Source organism: Methylophilus luteus (assembly GCF_042676265.1).
Classification (GTDB): Bacteria; Pseudomonadota; Gammaproteobacteria; order Burkholderiales; family Methylophilaceae; genus Methylophilus; species Methylophilus luteus.
Genome location: NZ_JBHTKB010000002.1, coordinates 526,955 through 547,732 on the forward strand (window position 1 = coordinate 526,955; position 20,778 = coordinate 547,732).

The following is a 20,778-nucleotide window of genomic DNA, read 5'->3' on the forward strand; positions in this document are numbered from 1 at the left end:
ATGAGCGATAGATTCTTTCACTATTTTGTCATTCTGTTTTTTATCCTGGGGCTGGGCGGTTTTATTTACTGGGCAAAACATGCACGTATCGATGAAGTGGCCAGTGCACAAGGCCAGGTCATTGCGCAAGATAGGACCCAGGTGATCCAGGCTGCGGTGGATGGTGTGATCGATCAGCTGATGGTGCATGAAGGGGATAAGGTGAGCAAGGGGCAGACACTAGTCGTGCTGGAGCGCCAGCAGGCTGAGGCTGGCTACCATGACAGCCGGGCCAAAGTGGCCGCACTCAAGGCCAATCTGGCACGCTTGCACGCCGAAGTGTATGGGCGCGAGTTGTCTTTTCCTGCGGATGCCTTGCAATATGCCAGCTTTGTCTCCAATCAGACGCAGCTGTATAAGCGGCGCAAGCAAGCCCTGCAGCAGGAGATCGCTGCGCTCAGGAGTAGCCTGGCACTGGTCAACCAAGAGCTTAAAATCAATGAGCCACTGCTGGAGACCGGCGATATCGCAGTGTCGGACATTATCCGCCTGCAACGGCAAATGTCTGAAATACAAGGCACCATCACCAATCGTGAGAACAAGTATTTTCAGGATGCCCAGGCCGATATGACCAAGGCGGAAGAAGATCTGGCGACGCAGCAACAGGTGTTGTTTGACCGGCAGGCCACGCTTGAACGCACCGAGATACACGCACCGGCCGATGGTTTTGTGAGCAAGATCGAGCTGACCACGCCAGGTGCAAAAGTCAAACCAGGCGATATGATCATGACGATATTGCCTACCCATGGTCCGCTGATCGTTGAAGCTAAGCTCAAACCTAAAGATGTGGCCTATGTGCTGGTTGGTTTGCCGGTTTCGATCAAGCTGGATGCCTATGATTACAGTGTGTATGGAGTATTGCGCGGCAAGGTCAGCTATGTGAGCCCGGATGCCCTGGTAGAGAATACAGCGCAGGGACAGGTGTTCTATTACCGGGTGCAAGTGCTGATCGACAAGCAGGAGATCTCCCATGGCGGTAAAAAGGGCATCAAGGCGATTGAGATGCAGCCGGGGATGACCGCTACGCTGGATATCTCGACCGGGGAAAAAACCGTATTGAGCTATTTGACCAAGCCTATCACCAAAACCATTTCTGAATCATTGAAAGAGCGCTAAGTTAACCCTGTATTCTGCTTTAAGAAACATAGATATAAATTCGTTATAAGGATATGAGCAGTGAGCCATGCGGCCACGCGATTACTTTTCAAAGGTGCCCTGTGAACAGACCAACACTTAAGATCAGCAGGATGAAAACTCCCGCCAACCTGTTGTCACATATCGGTGACATGGTCGTCACCACCGTGGGTGGCGCTATCCTGGTGCTGGGCATAACCTCATTTGTGGTGGCTTCGTACTTGATGATCAAGTTTCATCTGGAAGACATACACCTGAGGATGATGATGCTGGAAGACAACGTCGTTGCGCCTTTGAGTTTTAGCGACCGCGAAGCCGCCAGAAAAGTGCTGGCTAACCTCGATTCAGTCACGGACGTGAAGTATGTGGAGCTTTACGACAATAATCAGCAATTGTTTGCCAGCTATTATCGGCCTGGTGTGGAAAAACCAGCCCTTGCCAAGCCGTCCAGGCATCCGCAACCGTACCAGAAGATCCAGGGTACCAGCATAGTCTTGCAAAAGACGATCAGTTTTGATGGTTTTAATCTGGGCTCATTCAGGCTAGGTGTAGATGTAAAACCTTTGATCACCCATTTAGGGCAGCTGCTGATATTTTTGCTGGTGATCTCACCGGTGGCAGTGCTTATTTCGATTCAACTGTTTGCCAAGCGTATACGTATGGTGGTCTCGCCATTAACCAAGCTGGCGCATGTGATGGAGAATATTGCTGATACCAGGCAGCTGATGGTGTTTGAGCAAGAGCTGGAGACCAGCCGCATCATTGAGATCAATCAGTTGCAACAAGGCTTTCAATTGATGCTGTTGCAGTTGAGGACGGCCAATCGGGCCATTCTTGATCAAATGGACCATCTAGATAACGAGGTCAACAGACGGACAGAGGAGTTGGTCAAGGCCAGGGATCTGGCAGAGCAGGCCAGCCGGGCCAAGAGTGATTTCCTCGCCTCTATGAGCCATGAGATCCGTACGCCCATGAATGGCATCGTTGGCATGATAGAGCTGTTGTTAAAGACCCCACTGGATAATGTGCAGCGACAGTTTGCTGAAGTGGTGGAATCTTCGAGCCAGCATCTGCTGCAGATCATTAACGATATTCTGGATTTTTCGCGTATCGAGGCCGGCAAAGTAGAGTTGGATGATGCTGATATGAATATCATCTCTGTGGTCGCTGACGCCAGCAATATGTTCCGCGAAATGATCATGATGAAAGGCCTCTACCTGCGGGTGCAGGACTCGACCTCACAGCCACTGCTGCTGCGCGGCGATGCGTTGCGCTTAAGGCAGGTGCTCGTCAACCTGCTCAATAACGCCTTGAAATTCACCGAGCAGGGTGGCATCACGGTGATGACAGAAGTCACGGCAGAAACAGACGACACCATATCGTTCACCATCGCGGTGCAGGATACCGGCATAGGCATCCCGCAATCACTGCAAACGCGTATTTTTGATCATTTCTCGCAGGCGGATAACTCCACTTCGAGAACCTATGGCGGTACCGGACTGGGGCTATCGATCAGCCGCTCATTGTTAGAACTGATGGGCGGGACCCTTTCTGTGACAAGTGAAGAGGGCAAAGGCTCTATATTCACGATTGCACTGACACTGAACAAATCAGTGATGGCGCAGGGAGTGATGAATCAGCCCGGGTTTGACGGTTTAAGTGTGCTGGCTTGTATGCCGGCTTCTGATCAGTTCGCCCCGGTGTGCGCCCAGTTGAGTGCGGTGCATATTGAATGTGAACTGCTGACTGAGATGACGGCCGCATTTGCCGGGCTCGATGCTGCAGGCCAGGCTGGCTACGGTGCGATTGTGATCAGTGAGGCCTTTGAGCAGGGTAATTACGTGCTGTTGCTGGAGAAGGTCCGTGCCGACTATCGCTGGGACCAGACACCGGTGTTGCTGCTGGCTGACAGCGAAAATGCCCAGGCCTTGGCGGCAAGATTCGCCCTCACTACCTTGCTGCAGCCAGGCTTGAGCTTTGCGCAACTCTACAGCGCCATACAGCATGCCGTGACCGGCGCTGCGCGCATACCCACCACTCCGTCAGCCAGCCTAGACCAGGCCCATGTGTTGCTGGTTGAGGATAACAAGATCAATCAGATGGTGGCGATCGATATGCTTGAAGACCTGGGCATGCAGGTGGCGCTTGCCAATGATGGCTATGAGGCGCTCGCTTTGTTAGAGCACCAAGCATTCGATGCCATTTTTATGGACTGCCATCTGCCAGAGATGGATGGTTACGAAACCACGCGCAGGATACGTGCCATGCAACAGGCAGACCAGCCACGTATTCCCATCATTGCTTTAACCGCCAATGCGATCGCCGGCGATAAAGTCAAATGCATGCTGGCTGGCATGGACGACTACGTCATCAAGCCTTATACGCAGGATCAGCTCAAAGGCGTGCTCAACCGCTGGCTCAAGGTCACCGGCCCTGTAGATGCAGCAGCGCCTGCGGATGGCCCTGAGCCGCTACCGGCCAAGGTGTTGCACCATGTCAATCATCATTCCCTGCGTAACCTGGCTGCGATCTCGCAACCCGGCAAGCTGCCACTTATCCTGCGTTTGTTAGACGCCTTTTGTGAGACTTTTCCAACCGGCTTGGCCGAAATGCAAAGGGTATACCACAGAGGCGACACCGTCGCCCTGACCAGCACCGCGCATGCCTTGAAGTCTAGCGCGGGCAATATGGGGGCCGAGTTTCTGGCCCATACACTCAGTCTGATCGAGGCCTCAGCCAGGGATGGTGTGCTGGATAAGTCGGACATCTTGATCAAATCAGTGAAATGCGAATATGCATTCGTGGTGCATGAGCTGAGCGCCACCTACCGTACAGAAGGGTGATTATGCTAAATAAAGGGAAACTTTTGGTGGTGGATGATGACGTGATCATGCAGTTATCACTACAGTCCATGCTGCAAGAAAATGGGTATGAGGTGCACACGGTAAGTAATGGCCATGAAGCCTTGCGCTGTATTTCCAGCGATGAGTTTCAGATCGTGCTGCTCGATGTCGATATGCCGGAAATGAGTGGCTTTGAGGTGTGCCGTAATATCCGTGGCGATCATGCTGAACTGCCGGTGGTGATGATCACCGGCTGCCGTGACACTCAGTCTATCGCTCTCGCTTATGATGCTGGCGCGACAGACTTTCTGCCTAAGCCTATCGATTGGTCACTGATAGGCTACCGCATGGATTATGTCATGCAGTCCTATCGCACGCTTAAAGAGCTGCAACTGTCTGAGGCGCGTAATCGCGCCATGCTCAAGGCCCTGCCCGATACCATCTGCCTGCTGGATGGTGAAGGCTTGATACACGAGGCATATGGTGCCCTGGAAGAAGCTGGCATATTGAGTGCCGGCCAATCGCTGCCCGGGTTCTTTGCGCCTGAGGTGCATAGGTTTTTCGTGCAGGATCTGCAAAACGCCTTGCAGCATGAAGTCGTACACACTATCCCTTTCAGCCTGACTGTGCCAGGCCAGGATGCGCGCTTCATGGAGGGTAATATTGCCCGTATCACCCATGACAGAGCCTTGTGTGTATTGCGCGATATCACCGGCCGGTTTCGGGCCGAACAGCAGGTGCAGTATCTGTCTGATCACGATTTGCTGACCGGGCTGCCTAACCGCAGGCAATTTCTCAGACGCGTTTCTGAGACCATAGTGCAAGGCGAGGCAGAGCTCAGTAAGTTTGCGGTGATCCTGATGGATATCGATGATTTCAAGCTGATCAATGAGTGCCAGGGCAGCGAGACCGGTGATGCGGTGTTAAAGATAGTGGCTGGCCTGATCAGTGATCATTTATCCAGAACCGACTTTTTAGACCGCTTGTGCCAGAGTGAACAGCCATTTTTTGATGCCGGCGAAACCTTTGCGGCCAGGCTGGGTGGCGATGAGTTTGCCCTGCTATTGCCGCAGGTGGACACTGCTGAGCAGGCCTTGTTACTGGCACAGCGCATGCAGATCTTTTTAAGAGGGCCGCATCAGGTAGGTCAGCATTCTATTTTTCTCAATCTCAGCATGGGTATCAGTGTTTATCCTGAAGATGCGGGCGACGCGCTTAACCTGCTCAAGTTTGCTAATACTGCCATGTCTGAAGCCAAGACCATGGGTAAGAACAACTGCCAGTTCTACACGCCGAGGCTGACCGCGCGACTGCTGGATAGAGTGCAGATAGAAGCTGATCTGCGTGTGGCATTACAAGAAAGATCGCTGGAAGTGTTCTACCAGCCACAGGTGGATGCCATCAGCAAAAAGATGGTTTCTGTGGAGGCGCTGCTACGCTGGCGGCATCCTGAAAAAGGCCTGTTGAGTCCTGCAAGCTTTATTGCGGTCGCTGAAGAGAGCGGGCTGATCACCGAGATAGGCAGTTACGTATTGAACACTGCCTGTCACGATGCCGCGCGCTGGGCTGAAGCCGGTTTTCCGCTTTCAGTAGCGGTCAATCTTTCGCCATTGCAACTGTTAAGTGCGGACTTTTATGAGCAAGTCGTCCATGCGCTTGAGACCTCAAAACTACCGGCAGCCAGGCTAGAGCTGGAAGTGACAGAAAACATAGTCATGCATCACACCCCGTCCACGGTCAACAACCTGCGCGCCTTGCGTGCCTTGGGGATACGTATCGCCATCGATGATTTTGGCACTGGCTTTTCGTCACTGAGTTACCTGAAGAATTTTCCGGTTGATGTACTCAAGATAGACAGACATTTTGTCAATGAGCTGCAGCATTCCAAACAGGATGAGGCGATAGTGCGCGCCATTATGATGATTGCAAAAACCATGGAATATGTGGTGGTGGCTGAGGGCGTGGAAACCCAGGAACAGGCCAATATACTCACCGAACTCGGATGTGATTTTTTGCAGGGGTATTTTTATGGTAAACCCCAGCCGTTCGCTGCTTACGCATTCACAGCTTAGCCTTATTGGTCAGAAAGATTTGCTATGTCTACCCTCTCTGCATCGATAAAATCCGCGCCGATTAGCCCTGGCCAGCAGCACTACAGCTCAGTGTCGCCTGCCGTTGCGATGCTGGGCCTGCTGCTGGCGACCACTCTGCAGCCAGCTGCCATGGCTGAGGAAGAAAACCCGACATTTAACTTGCGTGATGCCTCACTTGAAGACCTCATGCATGTAGAGGTGGTCACCGCTTCCAAAAGGCCGCAGAGCATTTCCAAAGTGCCGGCGGCGATGTCTGTCATTACCGCCGAGGATATCCGGCAGTCCGGGGCAACCGAGTTACCTGAATTACTGATGATGGTGCCTGGGCTGGATGTAATCAGGATATCAGCCAACCACTGGGCAGTCGCTGTGAGAGGGCATGCACATAGGATATCGAACAAACTGTTGGTGCTGATCGATGGCCGCAATGCATACGACCCGGTGTATGCCGGCATGAACTGGGAAAGCGTGGCTTTCCCGCTTGAAGATATAGAGAAGGTGGAGATCATTCGTGGTTCCGGTGCCTCGACCTGGGGGTCTAATGCAGTCAATGGGGTGATCAATATCATCACCAAATCTGCTGCTGCGACGCAAACTTCCAGTGTGGTGCTCGGTGGTGGCTGGCAACAATATATGCGCGGAAAGTTCGGCGGGGCGAATGCCGACCAGAGTGTGTTTTATCGTGGATACGTGTCCGACTTTCATGTAGACCCTAATCGGAATCTGAGTGGTGGCAGTGCTCAGGATTCCTATTTTAAACATTCGGCGGGTTTTCGGCTGGATGGCTACAACCGCGATGGTGGCAAGTGGGATTTTTCTGCGGATGCTTACAATAACAGGGGCAGCAGTTGGATCTCAGTGGTAGAGCGCAGGGGAGAGGCTGCACGCTATCAAGAACAGACTGATGGCTTTAGTTTGCGCGGGCATAGCGAATGGCCTATGGCCAATGGCGGCGGTTTGCAGCTGAATACTTCCTTTGTACATACCAATATAGGCGCAGAATGGATGAGCCCCGCCATTCAGCCGCAGCGTATTCTCGGCATCACAGAAAACATCTTCGATGCCGAAATACAACATCACCTGTATGTCGGCAATGGCCATGATATCTCCTGGGGGGCATTTACCCGCGTGTTGAGTGATGAAATCAAGACCGGGCAAGTCCAGGTGACTAAACCCGACTCGCGCCAGCTGTTTTACAGTCTTTACGGCATGGATGACATCACCCTCAACGACAAGCTAACGCTGTCGCTAGGGGCACGTATGGATCACAACGAATACACCGGCTGGGAGTATTCTCCCAACCTGGGCCTGGTGTGGAACCTGCATCCCGATCATGTGCTGTGGGGCAAGCTGGCGCGGGCGGTGCGCGTGCCTACGCGCTTTGACCGCAATGTAGAGGTCGGCGTCGACTACCAGCCAGCAGGGGTGCTGCCAGTTGCAAATACAACAGTCGTTCGCGCGGATGGTGCCTTCAAAAGTGAGTATCTGAATTCGGCCGAGCTAGGCTGGAGATCACAGTGGACCAACAAGCTGCACACCAATTTCAATGTGTTCAGCAATGATTACACTGGCTTGTCGTCCTATAACGTCAGCTCAATTGATGGCAGCACTTTTGCCACACAAGGCTATGTGACCAGCTATGTGACCCCAAATAATAATGGCGAGTTAAGAACAGTAGGCGCGGAGTTGAGTGTAGACTGGCGTTTTCGGCATGACTGGCATTTGCAACTCTCAGAGACCTTTAGTCATGTTGTGAGTGAAAGCAATCAAGCTGAGGAAGCGACATTGATACCCACCAGTATTACATTCTTGCGGGCGACCTGGGAGCCGAATGCCCGCTTCAGTACCAGCCTGGATATACGGCGTACCAGTGACAGAAGCTCTGCTGCCGAATCACCCCATTATTCCCGGCCAGCCTATACGACTATTGATATGCGCATGCGCTGGAAGCCGGTGAAAAATATCGAGCTTTCACTGAATGGACGCAGCCTGAATAACGGCATGTGCAACGCCTATGAAGACAAGGGTGTCTTGCTTGACCACGGCACTCGCATGTTTTTGACTTGCACGCCCAGAAGTCTGGTTGGAGAGATACGGTGGGACTTCTAGCGCGCCTCATAGCCATTTTATTGGTGACCACATTCACTCTGCGAGCGCTAACCACTTGCGCAGCGGATGCCGTCACCAGGTTGGCTTATTTGCTGAATTTTTGCAGGTTCAGCACATGGCCTGAAGTCAGCCGCGCTGACAGCGCCGTATTGCATCCTTGCATACCAACCCAAAGCGACGCCTTCATCCCCGGCTCACGCTGCTTACAGGCGCAGCTGGTGAAAGGACATTCACTAAAAAACATTCAGATCAGCGCCGTCAACGAGCTGCCAGATCGCCATCTTAGCCGTGCTAGTCAGAAGGATTTACTATGTATACCCTATCTGCAACTATGACATCCCCACCGATAAACCCTGGCCAGCAGCGCTACAACTCAGTGCCGCTTGCCGTTGCGCTGCTAGGCCTGTTGCTGGCAATGACACAGCTGCTACCGCTGGCAATGGCTGAAGAGGGGGATACGCAATTTTCTTTGCGTGATACCTCTCTTGAAGACCTGATGCATGTAGAGGTGGTCACCGCTTCTAAAAGACCGCAGAGCATTTCCAAAGTGCCGGCGGCGATGTCCGTCATCACCGCTGAGGATATCCGGCAGTCTGGGGCAACTGAGTTCCCTGAAGTACTCATGATGGTGCCGGGCGTGGATGTGGTCAAGGTATCAGCCAATCATTGGGCAGTGACTATCAGAGGCGGGGCGCGGCGGATCTCGAACAAACTTCTGGTGATGATAGATGGACGCAATGCCTTGGACCCGGTATTTTCCGGCGTGAATTGGGAAGGCCTGGGTTTTTCAATTGATGATATAGAGAGAGTGGAGATCATTCGTGGCTCTGGTGCCTCGACCTGGGGGGTGAACGCAGTCAATGGGGTGATCAATATCATCACCAAATCTGCCGCTGCGACGCAAACTTCCACTGTGGTGGTTGGGGGTGGCTGGCAACAATATCTGCGTGGAAAGTTCGGCGGGGCGAATGCCGACCAGAGTGTGTTTTACCGTGGATACGTGTCTGACTTTCATTCAAACCCTAACCAGAATCTGAGCGGTGGCAGCGCTAAGGATGCCTTTTTTAAACATTCAGCGGGTTTTCGGCTGGATGGTTATAACCGCGATGGTGGCAAGTGGGATTTTGCTGCGGATGCTTACGTGAGTGATGGTACAAGTTGGATTTCAATGATAGAAGGTCAGGACGACCTTGCCCGCTTTAAAGAGCAGTCTAAAGGCTTTAGTCTGCGCGGGCATAGCGAATGGGTATTGGCGAATGGAAGCGCGATGCAGCTGAATGCCTCCTATGTACGTTTAGACATAGGCACAGGCTGGCTGAGCCCGGCCATTCAACCTCAGCGTATAGTCGACGTGACAGAAAATATATTTGATACAGATATACAAAACCGTGTTTATGTAGGTCACGGCCACGATATCTCCTGGGGCGCATCTGTACGCGTTGTGGATGATCACATCAAGTCTGGCCAAGTCATCGTTAAAAAACCTGAGGCCACCATGGTCTATAGCAGTCTTTACGCCATGGATGAGATCACCCTCAACGACAAGCTATTGCTGTCTCTAGGCGCACGTATGGATCACAACCAATACACCGGCTGGGAGTATTCTCCCAACCTGGGCCTGGTGTGGAACCTGCATTCCGATCATGTGCTATGGGGCAAGCTGGCGCGGGCGGTACGTGTGCCCAGACGCTTTGACCAGGATATAGAGTTAGGCGTTGAGTACAAGCCAGCACAAGGGGGGCTGCCACCATCTGCAACCATCGTTCGCTCAGATGGTGGCTTAAAGAGTGAGTATTTAAATTCGGCCGAGCTGGGCTGGCGAGCACAGTGGAACTCTAAGCTGCACAGCAATATCAACGTATTTAGCAATCAATACACTAGCTTGTCATCGTTTACGTTCGACAGAACTGATGCCAGCACTTTACCCACCCAAGGCTATGTGACCAACTATGTGAGCCCCGGTAATAAAGGCGAACTCAGAACAGTAGGCGCCGAGCTAAGTGTAGACTGGCGACTTTTGCATGACTGGCATTTGCAGTTTTCACAGACCTTGAACCATGTGGTGAGTGAAACCAATCAGGCTGATGAAGCGGCATTGATCCCCACCAGCATTACATTCCTGCGGACGACCTGGGAGCCGACTGCCCGCTTTAGTACCAGCATGGATATCCGACGTATCAGTGAGAGAGATTCTACTAGCGGATCATCCTATTATTCCCGGCCAGGCTATACCACGGTTGACATGCGCATGCGCTGGAAACCGGTGAAAAATATCGAGCTTTCATTGAATGCCCGCAGCCTGAATAACGGCATGTGTAACGCTTATGAGGGCAGGGGTGTCATGCTTGACCAGGGTACTCGCATGTGGATGCTTTGTACGCCCAGAAGCCTGGTGGGAGAGATCCGTTGGGACTTCTAGCACGCTTCGTTTATATTCTGTTAGTGATGACATTCACGCTGCGACCGCTAGCCACTTACGCTGCGGATGCCGAGGTCAGAATGGCTTTTCTGCTGAATTTCTCCAGGTTCAGCACCTGGCCTAAAACCAGCCTCGCTGACAACGCCGTATTGAATGTATGCATCCGTACCCAAAACGATAATTTCATACGCGGCTCACGCGCCCTGGAGTCGCAGCTGGTGAAAGGACATTCATTGAAAATCATCCAGGTCAGTGCAGTCAACGAGCTGGCAGATTGCCATGTTGCTTATCTGGCAAATGATTTGCCTGACGCCGAGATCTCTAACTATTTAACTTGGTTGCAGAGCCGGAATGTGCTCAGCATTAGTGATACGCCCAATTTTCTGGAGCGCGGGGGAATGATAGGGCTGGAAGAGGTCGGTGGGCGCTATGTGTTTGATGTGAGTCTGCGCAATATCCGCAAGACCGAATTAAATCTCTCAACCAGCGTGCTGAAGATTGCCAGATCAGTCAGATAAACTTAAGGCCAGCCCATAGTAGAGGCCAGCCACAGTCGAGGCCTGCCATAGTCGGCTGTCAGCGTATATCCAGTACCAGGATATAGCCGGTGCCATTGACCGCTCTGACAACCTCAACATCAGGGTAGGCCTGATTGATTTTTTTGCGTAAGCGGCTGATCATGGCCTCTAGGCTGTTGCCAGAGTAGCGATACAAACTGCCCAGAGATTCACTGATCTTGAGTCTGGAAACCGGCTTGCCGTAATGGCGTTGCAATAGATCCAGCAACTGGGTTTCCGGCACACTCAAGCGTATCTCCACGTCATTCGGCGCGATCAGTATCCATTGGCGCACTATCAGTTGCCAGTGTGCCAGTGAACCGCGCTCTTCAGCCGCAAAAACACGGCGACAGACTGAACGCAGCGTGACCAGCAGCTCCTCATGGATAAACGGTTTCTGCAGGTAGGCATCTGCCCCCTGAGTGAGAACCGCCAGCTTGGTCTCTATGGTGGATTCGGATGTGATCACGATCACAGGTGTTTGTGGCCTATGGGTGGACAAGTAATCAAGCACGTCTTTGCCGTCGCCATCCGGCAGGCCAAGGTCTAGAATCAGTACGATATTATCTGTGGCAGGTTTATCGTCAAACCACTCGATACCCGACCTGACCGTGCCCTCGCATGAAACTTGTACATGACCAGCTTTGGTGAAAAGGGCACTGACGACAATTTGCATCAACGGGTCGTCATCAATGACAAGAATATGGTCTATGTTGGTTGGCAGTGAAAGGTTCATGACCCAAGTCCTGGTTAGCTGCTGTTAACGATATCAATCATAACTATGCAATACAGTGCTTCTGCAAATTAGAATGCTGCACTATGTTTTTTCAGCCCTGATAACGCAGGGCTGCAACATTTTTCTGCCAGTGATTCAGCGCGCAATTGCCGGCAAATTAACAAGCCGTCACGCGCTGCTATCAGTCAAGATTGTAAATATTTAATAAAAGAATAATTGTCGTAATATATTACCAAACTAAAAATTAAAAACCTTAATATTCCTGACAGTTTGTAAATTTCAGTGGTTTTTACTTTGGCGTAATCTGATGAATGCTGAATTGCGAGTTTGCATTTGTCTATGTCATTGACTGTTCAGCCTGTGGAAAGAACAGTTTTTCAGGTGGATAGATGCAGGTGATTGGGAGGCTATTTCAACCATCATTTTTAGCTGAGCCAGCTTCAGTGCAGATGAAAGTAGGTACTGCTCAATTAAGATTTCGTTAGCTTGAATAACAGTTGAAACTGACTGCTAGTCACTGCCGAAAAGGGGTAGGGAAGAGTGCTGAGCTTTATCAGTATCAGTCTTTATAACGACCTGTACTGTATCGCCAATACGTAAAATACCACCGCGCAGAATACGTGCCGTGATACCGCCATGGCCGCGCATAGCATTGTAGCCCCCGGGCCCAAGCACTTGTTCCATTTTTGAGCAGGGCTCACAAGGACCCGTGACCTCCAGCACCACATCACCTATCAATAGAAGCAAAGGCTGATCTTTAAATAGCGATTTTGTCGCCAGCAAATTGATGCCGGAAACAATCAGATTGCGCCTGAGTAAAGCCGGATCAATCTGTGCATGCCCGGTGAGCGCTGCTATCACTGGTAAATGCTCTGCTTGCAGCAGAGTCACTTGTCGTTTGCTTCCATTCGGTGCCGATGACTGGCGCAAACTTGCGCGATCTCCCTGTAATCCAAGGTTGGCAATGGCATCGGCTTGATCTTGTTGCAAACAAGGCTGACCACGACCCGGACGCAGGTAGATGGCATCCAGCCGTCCGGGTTGGCTAAATTGTTTAGTCAATTGACGCAGGGTGACGGGCTGCATGAATGCCAGTATTGATGGTTGGTAAAGCTATTTACTGACGATTGTTTTACCGATTGGGGCGAGTGAAATGCCAGCAAGTTTCAGATGCTGAATGCCAAAAGGAATGCCGATGATAGTGACGAAACAAGCAAGTGCAGAAATAATATGACCGATTGCCAACCATGCGCCGGCAAAGATAAACCAGATGACGTTTCCAATAAACCCAAGCACACCAGTGCCTATGTCATCCTTCTGATTTAACACGTTGCGGCTCACCGCTTCTCGACCGAATGGTAAGAAGGTAAATTGGCCGATGACAAAACAGGCCTTACCCCAAGGGATGCCTATGATGGTGATGAAGGCCAGAATACCAAAAAACCACCATGCCAGGCCCATGAAAAAGCCGCCAAAGATGAACCAGAGAAAGTTTCCTATACTTCGCATTATGTTTCCTTATGGTATCCGAACAAGATCATGGACTAAACATAACGTAAAAATGACTTCTCTACAACGAGCTGTGCTGTATTTCCAATACGCTACAGACCACTTCGCAAGACGCTTGCCGTATACCGCCATGGCGCGCATCGGCTCTTAAGTTGGCATAGGTGTGCTGGGAGCTCACGACCAACAGATTAAACCGGCCTATCTAATATAAGTGGCTGCGTGATTAATTCGGAGTATGAACATTGGCTATCTCCTTTGTCTGTCCAATCGCTATTAAATTGAAATTTTCTACATTTTGGTTTGCAATAGCAGCAGCAAAGTCTTTGCGATTTTGCTCTGATGTTTCATCGCCAAGTTGAAATGTTCCCCAATGTATCGCAATCGATTTCACCGGTTTTAAGTCTCTGTGTGCTTGCACAGCTTCACTTGGGTCCATATGTTCAAAACGCATTAAATTGCGGGGTTTGTAAGCGCCTATCGGTAACGCGGCCAAATCGATATGACCTACATTTTGTGAAATTTGTGCGAACAATTTTTCTTCATAAGCGGTATCGCCAGCAAAATAGAGCTTCTTACCAGCATATTCAACTAGCCATCCTCCCCATAATGTTTTGTTTTTAGTAGTAAATGTTCTACCACTTGAATGCTGAGCGGGTAAAAATTTAAAATTTGCATTTCCAAACTTGGTTTCGTGCCACCAACTGAGCTCTTCTACTTTTGCAGCTACCACATTGTCAGCAAACCAAGATTTCAGACCGAGCCCAGTTAAAAACAACGGGCTACCATTTTTTTGGTTGGCCAATGTTGTTACCGTTTGCAAATCAAGATGATCAAAATGATCATGAGAAATGAGCACAATATCGATATGCGGCAGATCCCTGATATCTAACGCTGGCGGTACCAGGCGTTTTGGTCCTAGCGGTGGAGTCGGCGTGGCATATTGACTAAAGACGGGATCCGTTAATATCCAAAGATCACCAGCTTTAATCAACATAGTGGCGTGTCCAAGCCAGGTGACAGAGAAGTCATGCTGTTGCAGTTGCTTTATGTTCACTGATGATTGTTTAATACTATTCTCATCGGCTTTCTGATTGGTCATTTGCACCCACGCTCGGTGAAGCATATAGCCAATAGAAGCACGTGACTTCGTGTCTTCCGCAGATTCGAATTGGTTTTTAAAAGGCATATGCTTCGTTCTTTCATCGCTATTGGCAAACACAATTAAACTGGTTAGCAAAATAGCTATAAATAAAATGGATTTGATCATAGGGTAATTATCGCAATAGGGCTTTTAGTATGAAGTCTGCTAACGGTCCAAATGGCGCTCTAAGCACACTGCTCATATTCCATTTTCTGAACTCTAGCGTCCCTTTTGCATGGCTCATGGTGCGGAAACCTTCAATGCCATGATAGGAGCCCATTCCACTTGGGCCAATCCCACCAAACGGTAGGTCCTCGATGACATAGTGCAGAATCGTGGTATTGATCGTTAGATTTCCCGAAGTGGTTCTCGTCATCACTTTCTGACGGTTCAAATTATCATGCCCGAAATAATAGAGTGCCAGTGGACGTGGGCGTGCATTGATATATGCGATTGCATCATCCATGTTGCTATAAGTCATGACGGGTAGCACCGGCCCAAAAATTTCCTCTTGCATGATATTCATTTCATCGTTCACATTGAATACTACGGTGGGAGCAAGCGTGTTAACACGTTGTCGTGCTTGCTGAGGATTAACGCCAACTTCAACGACACGCGCTTGCTTGATTTTGGCATCCTCAATCAGATTGGATAATCTCTGAAAATGATGTTGATTGATAACAGAGGTAAATTGGGTTGATCCAGGTCCGTTAGGGTAGAGTTTACGGACCGCTTTATCGTAAGCCGTCAAAAACTGATCAAGCTGTGTTTCATGCACCATGACGTAATCCGGTGCGATGCAAATCTGGCCGCCATTTGCCAGCTTTCCATAGGCAACCTCTTTAGCTGCATGTTCAATAGGATATTCAGCATCAATGATCACGGGAGACTTTCCTCCGAGCTCCAGTGTCACAGGCACTAGGTTCTCGCTCGCAGCTCTCATGACATGGCGGCCAACTTGAGTACTCCCTGTAAACAATAAATGATCAAATGCAAGTTCGGTAAAAGCGGTGCTCACTTTGATATCACCCGTGAATATAGCCACTTCGCTCGTAGAAAAGATTTCACTCAGTATCGACGTTAAAACTTTATTTGTAGCCGGCGTCATCTCAGAAGGTTTGATCATTGCACGATTTCCGGCAGCGAGGGCAGTTGCAAGCGGCATGAGCGCTAAAGCAACCGGATAATTCCAGGGTGACATGATCCCTATTACACCCAAAGGCTGATAAGTGACATACGCACGAGCAGGTTGGAAATTAAGTGGGACATGACGTTTTTGCGTACGCATAAAGCGACGCAAATTCTTTAAAAGGTAATCAATCCCTTGCACAACCGACATGATGTCCATGATGGCAGTTTCATGTGCTGATCTATTACCAAAATCTAACATTACCGCCTGCTCGAATTGTTGTTTATTTTCTAATATTGCACTCCGTAACTTTTTTAAATTGTTACGCCTTTGGTCTATCGTTGGCGGACCTTCTTGAAGAAAAGCTGCCCTTTGTTTAGCAAGGCAACTATTTAACGTTAAAGAAATTGTTTCTGTAGGCAATTCATTTAGTGTGTTCATGGCTATCTCCTTAAGTGACGGCTTTGTCTGGGTAATAAAGAAAATCCTGAAATGTTTACAGTGTAAACATAACGGCATGATATTCCCATATGTTTACACTGTCAACTATGTGAGCAGCGACAACATTAACCTAAAGATATATAATTATTTATATTGAGTATCTGAAAAAGATGAACAAATGAGTGAGATTGAGGAAGCTAAACGTCCATATCATCATGGCAACTTAAAAAAAGTGATTGTTGATACAGCCTTGCACATGCTTACGGAAAACAACGGCTGGCAATTCACGTTGCGTGAAGTAGCGAGGCGTGCTGAAGTCAGTCACGCCGCCCCTTATAAACATTTTCCTGATAAAAACTCTTTATTGGCAGAACTCGCTTTAATTGGCTTTGATCAAATGGGGGCAGAGCTGACAAAGGCATTGAAGTTAGCGGGCATAACGCCAACTGATCGCTTTTTCATTGCTGGAAAAGCATATATTCAATTCGGGTTGACGCATCCTTCCCTGTATAAATTAATGTTCAGCGCTGAAGCCAATACTGAATCAAGCCAGGTTCATCTGGATAAAAGAGCGATGTCTGCTCTTGGCGTATTGCTAGAGATTTTGGAGACTGGACAAAACCAGAAAGAATTTAAACGTAGAGAGCTTAATGACCAAACGGCTGCATGCTGGGCGCAAGTGCATGGATTAACCATGCTCTCTATTGATGGCTTACTCTTTGCAGAAAAGGTTGGGGAAAATGCAATTGATGGCGCTCTTAAAACGCTTTTGGAAGGATTGAAAGCGTGAGTACTGACTGGTAATCCTCACCGCTAGTCATGAAGACTTTTAGCTGTAATTGAAGCTAAAAGTTATTGCCGCAGTAAAACATTAAAAAAGCCAAGTTAGTATTCACTATCTTGGCTATGCTTTATTGATGGTGCGCCAGAGAAGATGAAGATGGGCACTGGTGTAAAGTAATCTGCGTCTCTTAAAAATTCTTTTGAAGCAGGGGTACTTCTCTCTGAGTGCGGGCTTAAATGCCCCCGCAGCTCGGACGCTGGCGCTTTCTCAAAGGTTGGCATATCCCAAGTCCCAAGATAAACTAAAAGTTTTCCTAAGATGCCTGTTTATAATTTGTCATAGCCTATACAAAGGAAGTAGTTGATCAGACAGATAGTCACAATAGCAGGCTTAGTTTTACAGGTAACCAACTGCTTTTCCATAGTTATAAAGTTTTGTAAGTGCGTAGTTTGAAATTTCTGCCCTACCTGTTTTCTTTCTCCACATAATTTCAAGTCTAACGGTATATTCATCTGTTACAGCGACAATATCCGTTCGTCTTGTTAATCTGCCTCCAAAATCTTCTTCATATGTGTAGCTTTTAATTAGCCCCATATCTTTAAGACATTCTGCTAGTGCCTTATTGAGTGATACATCATCATTAGAGGCAATGGTAGTTAATTTTTCAAAGGCAGCTGTTGAGTTTGATCCAACTTTCCCGCCAACTTTTCTTGATCCTATTGGCTTGTTTTTAAAAGAGTAAACCAATCCTGTTTCTGAAAACCTATCTTTAACTTTTTTATCTGATATTACCTGCATCCCCATGTTTTTCATCGTGTTTTTTAATTTTTGGTCTGCGTAAGATCTGACTGCGGCAAGTGCAGCCAAAATTGGTATATGTAAAATTCTGGCATCAAAATATGTTCCTATCATGCCGATCTTTTCAGGATGAGTTTTTAACTCATGTACTATGTTTGCGTTAGTAACTGATAGCATTCTATCGACATCTGCGGAGTACATTGTGCCTCTAGTAATAGCATCAATGTCGCTGTCGGGCTCGTTACCAGCCAAAATTACAATCCATACTCTACAACGTTCAGTTTTTGAAAGTGCTTTTAGTGTTTTTTGATTGGATAGTAATTCACTTCTAATTTTTACTAGCAATTCACCAATTGTCTTTGAGTTGGAGACTAATTCGTTCGCTCTATCATTGGATATGCCGAGGTCATGTATGTTTTCTCCTTGATTCAGAAGGGCAATTGTGTTTTTAGCAATATTCAAATACTCTTGTTTTTCTGGGCCTTTGAATATGTATACCGGCCCATCTATTCCTGAGAGTGACTCCGCACCTAATACATTTGATAGGTGAGCAAGCTTTTCTGCTAAGTCATCTCTATTAACTGGCCAAGCAATTAAAGTCATTTCCCCTTTTTCCGTTCTTATAAAAGAATTGATTGCGTGGATAGATTTCTCTAGAAGCTCATTTGAAACATCCGTTAATGCTTCGCGCCCTTCAAATACAATAATCCTCATGCTGGATAGGGTTGCTGATAAGCTAGATAAAAACTTTCCGATATCCTCTTCTTTTGATATGGATATAATTTCTACATTTTCCCTAAACAACCCAACGGTATGAATAAAGGTTGACTTTCCAGTTCCTGAGTCTCCCCTCAGTACCATGAAGCTTCCTCTGGAAGAAGCTCGCATATCTTGAGAAATATTATCTATGTGATTTAAAGCATCTTGAACTGGTGAGATTATCTGAGATAACTGACCCTCAGCTTTGCGTTTCAATATGTCATAGCGATCAGGAAGGTTAATTTCAACAGATGGATTATTCATAATGTTCCGAATTTAATTAAATCTAATTTTGGCTAGTGATCTACCCGGGCATATAACACGAGGGGTATAAATACATAAAACCAAATCATAAACCCGAATTTGATAAAAGTGGCAATGAATTGCTGTGATTGAGTTTGGCTTTGATTTGAGACAGTTGCACGTTACCCTGCATTTACAACTGTCATTGCTCTCAAGGTCCTAAGAAATCTTCATGGGAAAGAGTCCCCATAAAACTGCTAACTTGATCAAGATGGCTCAGCGGACACTAGACCGGGAGTCCGAAATGCTCCAAATTGAGCGTGAGGCTGTTACAATTTTTAGCGGCCAAACGCACCATCCGTAAGTATGAAGAGATTCTTAATATCAAGGTTGAAGAATTCTTCCCGCTGAGAAATCTCAGTCCCCATAAGTCATGGGGTTACAAGATTGCATGCAAGCTGAGTAACTTTTGGACGGCTGTTAGTGGAGACATCAAGGCTTCGATGGACAATAAAAAAGTGGGTCACTATTACAAGTGCCCACTTCTTTATCTGAGTGGTGCGCCCGGCGAGATTCGAACTCACGACCCTTGGCTTCGGAAACCAATACTCTATCCAGCTGAGCTACGGGCGCAATCCGGCCATTATAGCAAATAAGTCGCGCTGCCTTGGCGCGCTGGTAGTCTTTTTGTATGCCTTTGCTGGCATAAGTCGCCTGAAATAATCCTGTCATAGAGCATGACTATGCTTGATCCTGAAAAACGTTAAAGTTATTTAAGGATATAAGCAATGATGAAAGCCATGATTTTGGCCGCTGGTAAAGGCACGCGTGTGCGGCCGCTCACCTATGAGTTGCCTAAGCCTATGATTCCTGTGTTGGGTAAGCCGGTGATGGCTTATCTGATTGAGCATCTGGCCATGCATGGCGTGGCCGATATCATGATCAATGTCAGTTATCTGCACAAAAAGATCCAGGATTATTTTGAAGACGGGCATCGCTTCGGGGTGAATATTGGTTATTCGTTTGAGGGCGATATTATCGATGGCCAGGTGGTGCCGCATGCGGTCGGTTCTGCCGGTGGTATGCGCAAGATACAGGATTTCAGCGGTTTTTTTGATGAGACCACCATAGTGCTGTGCGGGGATGCGGTGATAGATCTGGATATCACGCGCGCGGTGAATGAGCACAAAAAGAAGGGTGCGCTGGCCAGCCTGGTGACTATGCAGGTGCCTATGGATAAGGTATCTGGCTATGGCATTGTGGTGACCAACCAGGAGGGGCGTATCATTTCTTTCCAGGAAAAGCCGACCCAGCTTGAGGCGCGTTCTAATTGGGCCAGCACCGGTATTTATATTTTTGAACCTGAGGTGCTGGACTTGATTCCGAGCGGTAGCGAGTTTGATATAGGGTCTGACTTGTTCCCTTTGCTGGTGCAGCGCGGCCTGCCTTTTTATGCGATACAGCATCCATTTAACTGGATAGATATCGGTGTGGTGGCTGATTACTGGCTGGTGATGCAACAGATGATGCAGGGCTTTTTCCCTTCTATGCCTATCCCCGGCAAGCAGATCAGGCCCGGGGTGTATGTGGGCTTGAATGTGCATATCGATTGGGAGCACACGCAGATTGAGGGGCCGGTGTATATAGGGTCAGGCTCGCGCGTGGATAAGAACGCACGCATCATAGGCCCGACCTGGATCAGCAATGGCTGCCATATCCAGCGTGACAGTACGGTGATCCGTTCTATCCTGTTTGATTACACGCGTATTGCTCAGGGTTATCAAGTGGAGGAGCGCATCGTCTGTGGTGAGTATTGCGTGGACCGCGATGGCCGCATGATGCATATCGATGACGAGAATTGCGACATTATCTGGACCGACGCGCGCGAAAAAGTGGTGTATCCGCAAAATTATGCTCATGCACGGCTTTAATGGAGAGTGGGTGCTTACCGATTGACTGGTTTTATATGTCTGGATATCCGAATAAAACATTATTCTTGAGGTTGATTGAAGAATAGTCCGCTGAAATATTGCTGACATACCAG

At 48.6% G+C, this 20,778-nt stretch carries 14 protein-coding genes and 1 tRNA gene; 8 read left to right on the forward strand and 7 right to left on the reverse strand.

Features of this window, described 5'->3' with window-relative positions; translation table 11 throughout:
- From ACFQ1Z_RS11945 to ACFQ1Z_RS11970, 6 genes are all read left to right on the forward strand, one after another.
- Positions 1 to 1,155, forward strand: a complete 1,155-nt coding sequence (locus ACFQ1Z_RS11945) for an HlyD family efflux transporter periplasmic adaptor subunit (protein ID WP_379057870.1) — start codon at positions 1 to 3, stop codon at positions 1,153 to 1,155.
- Positions 1,156 to 1,286: 131 nt separating this feature from the next.
- On the forward strand, positions 1,287 to 4,016 hold the full coding sequence (locus tag ACFQ1Z_RS11950; RefSeq protein ID WP_379057872.1) for an ATP-binding protein: 2,730 nt from the start codon (positions 1,287 to 1,289) through the stop codon (positions 4,014 to 4,016).
- A gap of 2 nt (positions 4,017 to 4,018) precedes the next feature.
- On the forward strand, positions 4,019 to 6,088 hold the full coding sequence (locus ACFQ1Z_RS11955; protein WP_379057874.1) for a two-component system response regulator: 2,070 nt from the start codon (positions 4,019 to 4,021) through the stop codon (positions 6,086 to 6,088).
- A 24-nt stretch (positions 6,089 to 6,112) separates the two neighbouring features.
- Positions 6,113 to 8,218: a TonB-dependent receptor plug domain-containing protein gene (locus ACFQ1Z_RS11960; protein ID WP_379057876.1), complete on the forward strand. Its 2,106-nt coding sequence runs from the start codon at positions 6,113 to 6,115 to the stop codon at positions 8,216 to 8,218.
- A gap of 310 nt (positions 8,219 to 8,528) precedes the next feature.
- A complete protein-coding gene (locus tag ACFQ1Z_RS11965) occupies positions 8,529 to 10,637 on the forward strand; it encodes a TonB-dependent receptor plug domain-containing protein (RefSeq protein WP_379057877.1) in 2,109 nt (702 codons plus the stop codon).
- A 26-nt stretch (positions 10,638 to 10,663) separates the two neighbouring features.
- Positions 10,664 to 11,155, forward strand: a complete 492-nt coding sequence (locus ACFQ1Z_RS11970; RefSeq protein ID WP_379057879.1) for a YfiR family protein — start codon at positions 10,664 to 10,666, stop codon at positions 11,153 to 11,155.
- Between the two features lie 58 nt (positions 11,156 to 11,213).
- Here ACFQ1Z_RS11970 and ACFQ1Z_RS11975 read toward each other — a convergent pair whose 3' ends face one another.
- The 5 genes from ACFQ1Z_RS11975 to ACFQ1Z_RS11995 form a co-directional block, all read right to left on the reverse strand.
- Positions 11,214 to 11,930, reverse strand: coding sequence for a response regulator transcription factor (locus tag ACFQ1Z_RS11975; RefSeq protein ID WP_379057880.1), 717 nt, complete (start codon positions 11,928 to 11,930; stop codon positions 11,214 to 11,216).
- Positions 11,931 to 12,440: 510 nt separating this feature from the next.
- On the reverse strand, positions 12,441 to 13,016 hold the full coding sequence (locus tag ACFQ1Z_RS11980) for an MOSC domain-containing protein (RefSeq protein ID WP_379057881.1): 576 nt from the start codon (positions 13,014 to 13,016) through the stop codon (positions 12,441 to 12,443).
- Between the two features lie 27 nt (positions 13,017 to 13,043).
- Complete coding sequence (locus ACFQ1Z_RS11985; RefSeq protein WP_379057882.1) at positions 13,044 to 13,439, reverse strand: YccF domain-containing protein; 396 nt, start codon at positions 13,437 to 13,439, stop codon at positions 13,044 to 13,046.
- Between the two features lie 223 nt (positions 13,440 to 13,662).
- Positions 13,663 to 14,706: an MBL fold metallo-hydrolase gene (locus tag ACFQ1Z_RS11990; RefSeq protein ID WP_379057884.1), complete on the reverse strand. Its 1,044-nt coding sequence runs from the start codon at positions 14,704 to 14,706 to the stop codon at positions 13,663 to 13,665.
- A 7-nt stretch (positions 14,707 to 14,713) separates the two neighbouring features.
- Complete coding sequence (locus ACFQ1Z_RS11995; RefSeq protein WP_379057885.1) at positions 14,714 to 16,150, reverse strand: coniferyl aldehyde dehydrogenase; 1,437 nt, start codon at positions 16,148 to 16,150, stop codon at positions 14,714 to 14,716.
- 178 nt (positions 16,151 to 16,328) lie between these two features.
- Here ACFQ1Z_RS11995 and ACFQ1Z_RS12000 point away from each other — a divergent pair, with 178 nt between their 5' ends.
- A complete protein-coding gene (locus ACFQ1Z_RS12000; protein WP_379057887.1) occupies positions 16,329 to 16,940 on the forward strand; it encodes a TetR/AcrR family transcriptional regulator in 612 nt (203 codons plus the stop codon).
- A gap of 390 nt (positions 16,941 to 17,330) precedes the next feature.
- On the opposite strand, the gene ACFQ1Z_RS12005 is transcribed toward ACFQ1Z_RS12000, so the two are convergent.
- Together ACFQ1Z_RS12005 and ACFQ1Z_RS12010 are read right to left on the reverse strand one after the other, a co-directional pair.
- Positions 17,331 to 18,755, reverse strand: coding sequence for a hypothetical protein (locus tag ACFQ1Z_RS12005; protein WP_379057889.1), 1,425 nt, complete (start codon positions 18,753 to 18,755; stop codon positions 17,331 to 17,333).
- 535 nt (positions 18,756 to 19,290) lie between these two features.
- A tRNA-Arg gene (locus tag ACFQ1Z_RS12010) sits at positions 19,291 to 19,367 on the reverse strand.
- A 158-nt stretch (positions 19,368 to 19,525) separates the two neighbouring features.
- Here ACFQ1Z_RS12010 and ACFQ1Z_RS12015 point away from each other — a divergent pair.
- Complete coding sequence (locus tag ACFQ1Z_RS12015; protein ID WP_379058015.1) at positions 19,526 to 20,665, forward strand: sugar phosphate nucleotidyltransferase; 1,140 nt, start codon at positions 19,526 to 19,528, stop codon at positions 20,663 to 20,665.
- Positions 20,666 to 20,778: the final 113 nt, after the last annotated feature.

Excerpts from the sequence above, each read along its gene's own strand:
- ACFQ1Z_RS11960 (WP_379057876.1), top strand. The coding sequence starts at position 6,113 with ATGTCTACCCTCTCTGCATCGATAAAATCCGCGCCGATTAGCCCTGGC.
- ACFQ1Z_RS11955 (WP_379057874.1), top strand. The coding sequence starts at position 4,019 with ATGCTAAATAAAGGGAAACTTTTGGTGGTGGATGATGACGTGATCATG.
- ACFQ1Z_RS12005 (WP_379057889.1), bottom strand. The coding sequence starts at position 18,755 with ATGAATAATCCATCTGTTGAAATTAACCTTCCTGATCGCTATGACATA.
- ACFQ1Z_RS12000 (WP_379057887.1), top strand. The coding sequence starts at position 16,329 with ATGAGTGAGATTGAGGAAGCTAAACGTCCATATCATCATGGCAACTTA.
- ACFQ1Z_RS11970 (WP_379057879.1), top strand. The coding sequence starts at position 10,664 with ATGACATTCACGCTGCGACCGCTAGCCACTTACGCTGCGGATGCCGAG.
- ACFQ1Z_RS11975 (WP_379057880.1), bottom strand. The coding sequence starts at position 11,930 with ATGAACCTTTCACTGCCAACCAACATAGACCATATTCTTGTCATTGAT.
- ACFQ1Z_RS11990 (WP_379057884.1), bottom strand. The coding sequence starts at position 14,706 with ATGATCAAATCCATTTTATTTATAGCTATTTTGCTAACCAGTTTAATT.
- ACFQ1Z_RS11965 (WP_379057877.1), top strand. The coding sequence starts at position 8,529 with ATGTATACCCTATCTGCAACTATGACATCCCCACCGATAAACCCTGGC.
- ACFQ1Z_RS11985 (WP_379057882.1), bottom strand. The coding sequence starts at position 13,439 with ATGCGAAGTATAGGAAACTTTCTCTGGTTCATCTTTGGCGGCTTTTTC.
- ACFQ1Z_RS11950 (WP_379057872.1), top strand. The coding sequence starts at position 1,287 with ATGAAAACTCCCGCCAACCTGTTGTCACATATCGGTGACATGGTCGTC.
- ACFQ1Z_RS11945 (WP_379057870.1), top strand. The coding sequence starts at position 1 with ATGAGCGATAGATTCTTTCACTATTTTGTCATTCTGTTTTTTATCCTG.
- ACFQ1Z_RS11995 (WP_379057885.1), bottom strand. The coding sequence starts at position 16,150 with ATGAACACACTAAATGAATTGCCTACAGAAACAATTTCTTTAACGTTA.
- ACFQ1Z_RS11980 (WP_379057881.1), bottom strand. The coding sequence starts at position 13,016 with ATGCAGCCCGTCACCCTGCGTCAATTGACTAAACAATTTAGCCAACCC.
- ACFQ1Z_RS12015 (WP_379058015.1), top strand. The coding sequence starts at position 19,526 with ATGAAAGCCATGATTTTGGCCGCTGGTAAAGGCACGCGTGTGCGGCCG.